General features: G+C 68.8%; 5 protein-coding genes. All 5 read right to left on the bottom strand.

What is annotated here, in order from left to right:
* Positions 1-439: sigma-70 family RNA polymerase sigma factor (locus VGV06_08765; protein ID HEV2055249.1), on the bottom strand; the 439-nt coding region annotated here is incomplete at its 3' end.
* 249 nt (positions 440-688) lie between these two features.
* Positions 689-1,339: a fructose-6-phosphate aldolase gene (gene fsa / locus VGV06_08770; GenBank protein ID HEV2055250.1), complete on the bottom strand. Its 651-nt coding sequence runs from the start codon at positions 1,337-1,339 to the stop codon at positions 689-691.
* Positions 1,340-1,404: 65 nt separating this feature from the next.
* Entirely contained in the window at positions 1,405-2,247 is an 843-nt protein-coding gene (locus VGV06_08775; protein ID HEV2055251.1) for a PfkB family carbohydrate kinase, read from the bottom strand.
* A 34-nt stretch (positions 2,248-2,281) separates the two neighbouring features.
* Positions 2,282-3,448 (bottom strand): acyl-CoA dehydrogenase family protein, encoded by a 1,167-nt coding sequence (locus VGV06_08780; protein HEV2055252.1) that lies wholly within the window; start codon positions 3,446-3,448, stop codon positions 2,282-2,284.
* Positions 3,445-4,773: AMP-binding protein (locus tag VGV06_08785; GenBank protein ID HEV2055253.1), on the bottom strand; the 1,329-nt coding region annotated here is incomplete at its 5' end. The genes VGV06_08780 and VGV06_08785, both read right to left, overlap by 4 nt.

Genomic DNA, 4,773 nt, shown 5'->3' on the forward strand with positions numbered 1-4,773 from the left:
TCTTGCCCCGCTGGAGCTGGCTCTTTACCGTGTTGATCGAGATGCCGCGAATGCGCGCGAGCTCGCCGTAGGAGAGCCCGTCCACGTACCGCAGCGCCAGGAGCACGCGCGCCTCGGTCGGCACGCGACCCAGCGCGCGCCGGAGGTCGAGGTGCTCACCCGGCGGATCAGGGCGCGTCGGGGGCTCGAGCTCGCCCGACCGACTCTTGCGGCGCCTCAGCTCGTCCATGCAGACGTTGGTCAGGATCCGGTACAGCCACGTGGACACGGCCCACTCGGAGCGGTACGTCCCCGCGCCCAGGTAACACTGGAGGAGCGCGCGCTGCACGGCATCTTCAGCGTCGGCCCGCGACCCCAAGAGGCGCCGCGCCACCCCAAGCAGCCGGCCCCCATACCGCCCGACAAGCTCGCCGAAGGCCGCCTCATCCCCCCCGGCCACCCGCCCCATCCACCGCCGTTCCTCCTCCAAATCCCCCATACACCTCATATACGCAGACAGCGGCCTGAATGGGTGGAAGCGAAACTACAAGATAGAAAGGCGGGCACTAAGAATAAACGTCAGGAAACGTCAGGGCGGAGGGGCGTCGGGGATGCCCCCCGAACCCCCGTGCAGTTGGGGGTGACGGGGGCGCCCCGGCGCGCCGCCGCCCGGCCCAGCGGGAAGTCTCGGCAGTGCCCCAGCGCGAATCTAGATCTTGGCCCCAGACTTATTCCAATCATCGAGGAACTTCTTCAGCCCGATGTCTGTCAACGGATGCTTCATCAGCATCTCCAGCACCGCAAACGGCATCGTGCACACGTGCGCCCCCGCCTTGGCCGCGTCCGCGACGTGCAGCGGGCTGCGGATCGAGGCCGCGAGCACCTGGGTCTTGAAGCCGTAGTTGCGGTAGATCTCGCAGATGTCGCGGATCAGGTCCATGCCGACCGCGCCGATGTCGTCGAGGCGCCCAAGGAACGGGCTGATGTAGGTTGCGCCGGCCTTGGCCGAGAGCAGCGCCTGGGGCGCCGAGAAGCAGAGCGTCTGGTTGATCCGCATCCCCTCGCCCGAGAGGTACTTGACGGCCTTGAGCCCGTCCTTGGTCAGCGGGCACTTGACCACGACGTTCTTCGCGATCTGCGCCAGCTCCTTGCCCTCCTTGACCATGCCCTCGAAGTCCGTCGCCACGACCTCCAGGCTTACGTCGCCGGGAACGACGGAGCAGATCTCCTCGACCAGCGGGCGGAAGGGGCGCTTCTCCTTGGCGATGAGCGACGGGTTCGTCGTGCAGCCGTCCACGAGCCCCATCGCCACGCCTTCCTTGAGCTCGGCGACGTTCGCGCTGTCGAGAAAGATCTTCATGTCGTGCCTCCTGGGTTGGGGACCTCGGGACCCAGTGTAGTCCCGCCGCGCGAAGCGGGCAAGCCTCAACCGCCGTGGTGGCGCCGGTAGGCCGCGAGCCGCGCGTCGAGGCCGGGCCGGTCGGGGATGGCCGCGGGTCCCTCGGCTTCGACCGATGCCGCTCCCGCACACGCCGCTGCGGCCGCCGCCTCCCACGCATCTCCGAGGCGCTGGTACTCGATCAGGAGCGTGCTCGCGAAGACGTCGCCCGCGCCCGTCGGGTCGATCTCCTTCGCGGCGTCGGCCTCGACGTGGTAGGAATCGCCGTTGACGTAGAGCGTCGCCCCGCGCTTCCCGCGCGTGATGGCGCCCAGCGGCACCTGCTGGAGCCACGCGACGGCGCCCGCGTCGGCTCCGGGCAGATCCTCTTCGCTGAGGACCAGGAGCTGGGTTCGCGGCAGCACATCGTCGGCATCCTCCCACGGCTGCGGGCCCATCAGGCCGCCTCGGCCGCGCTTGCGCATCCAGCCCTGCGGCAGCACGGCGACCGCCGCGTCCTCGAAGACGCCGGCCAGCGCCGGGTCCACCTCGCCCGCCACGGGGCACAGTACCGCCAGGGGCGCTCCCCGCCACGCCGCGGGGAGGTGCTCCGTCTCGAGATCGGCCGCGCGGGAGAGGAGGGTGAGGGTCCGCGCGCCCCTGGATTGGCCGAGCCGGTAGCGCGTGGTGTGAGGTGACGCCACCGTCGTGACGTGGATCCCCTCGGGAAAGACGTCGAGCGGGTAGTCGGGGGAGATGGAGGTCAGGAGGCCGACGCTGAGGCCGAGCCGCCGGGCAGTCAGCGCCGCGTAGTAAGCCGAGCCGCCGGGCCTGACGCCCGAGGGCGTCTCGTCGAAGGTCACGTGCCCGATGGCGACCAGGTCGATCATGGATCCCCCCTCCCCGCCCGGGAGAGGGCCGCCCTCACAGCTCCATCTGCTTGGCGATGATCTCCTTCATGATCTCGGAGGTGCCGCCGCCGATGGTCAACAGGCGGATGTCGCGGAAGAAGCGCTCGATCGGGTACTCGCGCATGTAGCCGTAGCCGCCGTGGAGCTGGACGCAGTCGTACGCGACCTTCTGGGCCATCTCCCCGGCGAAGAGCTTCACCATGGAGATCTCCTTGACCGCCTCCTCACCGCCCTGGAACTTGAGGCAGACGGCGTAGGTCAGCCAGCGCGCCGCCTCGATGAGGGTCGCCAGGTCGGCCAGCTTGTGGCGCACGACCTGCTTGCCCGACAGCGGTCCGTCAAAGGCGTGGCGCTGCTTCACGTACGCGATAGTGTCCTCGAGCGCGCGGGCGCAGCCGGCCACGGCGTGGAGCCCGGCCACCAGCCGCTCCCGCTGGAAGACCCGCATGACCTCGTAGAAGCCCACGCCCTCTCGCCCCAGCAGGTTCTCGGCCGGTACGCGCATGTCCTGGAAGGCCAGCTCGGCGGTGTCCGAGGCGCGGTTGCCCATCTTGTCGAGCTTGCGGCTCACGGTGAATCCCGGCGTGTTCCGCTCGACCAGGAACATGGAAATGCCCCGATGCCGCTTCCCTTCAGGATCGCGCTTCTCGCGGTCTCCGCTCTCGATACGCGCCGCCACGAAGAAGATGTCGGCCATCACGCCGTTGGTGATGAACATCTTGGAGCCGTTCAGCACGTAGTCGCCCCCGTCCCTGACGGCGCGCGTCCGGATGGCGGCCACGTCGGAGCCTCCGCCGGGCTCGGTCACCGCGATGGCCGTGAGCTTCTCGCCCCGGCAAATGCCCGGCAGGTACTTCTCCTTGAGCGCTTCGCTGCCCGTCCAGTACAGGTGGGGCGAGGCCATATCGGTGTGCACGCCGAGCGCCATGGCGAAGGCCGCGCAGCGGGAGCGCGCCGCTTCTTCGCAGAGCACAGCCGTAGTCAGGAAGTCGGCGCCGCCGCCGCCGTACTTTTCGTCGTACTCGACGCCGAGGAAGCCCAAGGCGCCCATGCGGGGCCAGATCGACTTGGGGATCTGCCCGGCCTCCTCCCACGCTTCGACATGGGGCTCGACCTCCTTCTCGACGAAGGAGCGCACCGCCTGGCGGAACATTTCGTGCTGCTCGTTGAAGATCTTCATGCAGCGCTGCCCCACTTCGTCTTGACGGCTTCCCGGTCGACGCCGCCTTCGGCCGAGCGCGCGAGGGCATCGGCGAACACCACCACGTGGGGGCGCTTGAAGCGGGCGATCTTCGATGCCACGAAGTCGCTGACCTGCTGGGCGGTGTAGCGGCCGGCGGTCTTCACCTCGACCACGGCCTTGATCGCCTCGCCCCATTTGGCGTCGGGGATGCCGTAGACGCACACTCCGCTCACACCGTCCATCTGCATGATGACCGTCTCGACCTCCGCGGGGTACACGTTCTCCCCGCCGGGCTTGATCAGCTCCTTTTCGGGCTTGCGCCTGACGTAGTAGAGATAGCCGTCTGTATCGAAGCGCCCCACATCGCCGGTGTGGTGCCAGCCGTTGCGGAAGGTGTACGCCGTCACGTCGGGCTGGGCGAAGTAGCCCTGGAACACGAGCGGGCCGCGGACGGTGATCTCGCCCGGGGTGCCCACTGGCACCTCGTGGTCGTCGTCGTCCACCAGCTTTATCTGGCAGAGGGGCGCCGGCTTACCCGCGGCGCCGGGCCGCTCCGACACGCGCTGGAGGCTGACGAACCCGCTCGTCTCCGCTTGGCCGAAGCCCGTCCAGAACTGCGCCCCAGTCCGCTCGTGAAGGCGCTGGATGGTCTGGGGTGAGTCCAAGCCGGAGACGTGCTTCAGACTCGCCAGCCGGCTGCCCAGCTTCTCGGCGGCATCGAGCAGGCTGCTCAGCACGGGAGGAAAATCCGAGACGTGAGTGACACGCTGGCGGTCGATGAGCCGCACAGCCTCCTCCGCGTCGAAGCGCGGCACCAGCACGCTGGCGCTGCCGGCATGCATGTGGGCCATGGCCATGCCGAGCGCGGTGATGTGGAACAGGGGGAGCGCGAGGAGGTAGTGATCCGCCGGGGTCAAGCCGAGGCAGGCCATGGCGCCTAGGTTGGCGGCGACGACATTGGCGTGGGTCAGCACCGCGCCGCGCGGGATCACGTCGACCGCCGCGGTGGAGATGACGGCGAACGGGTCGGCGGGCGACACCTCGGCCGCGGCGGCTCCGGCGGTCGATCCGTACAGCGAGTCGCCATAGAGTGAGTCAAAAGCCGTGAAGCCCGGACCCGCGGATTCACCGAACTGATACCAGTGCGGCACGGTCTTGAAGCGCTGCGGCCACGCCGCCACGACGCTGAGCGTCGACGCGTCGGCCACCATCATCTGCGGCGCCGCGCGCTCCATCACGCGCTCCACTTCCTGCTCGGTCAATCGCCAGTTGATGGGATAGGCGATGATGCCCTGGCGCGCGCAGGCGCCGTACAGCTCGAG

This window comes from Candidatus Methylomirabilota bacterium (genome assembly GCA_035936835.1).
GTDB lineage: Bacteria > Methylomirabilota > Methylomirabilia > Rokubacteriales > CSP1-6 > AR37.

What these genes read in the sequence shown, in the direction of transcription:
- VGV06_08775 (HEV2055251.1), bottom strand. Translation starts at nt 2,247, where the DNA reads ATGATCGACCTGGTCGCCATCGGGCACGTGACCTTCGACGAGACGCCC.
- fsa (HEV2055250.1), bottom strand. Translation starts at nt 1,339, where the DNA reads ATGAAGATCTTTCTCGACAGCGCGAACGTCGCCGAGCTCAAGGAAGGC.
- VGV06_08780 (HEV2055252.1), bottom strand. Translation starts at nt 3,448, where the DNA reads ATGAAGATCTTCAACGAGCAGCACGAAATGTTCCGCCAGGCGGTGCGC.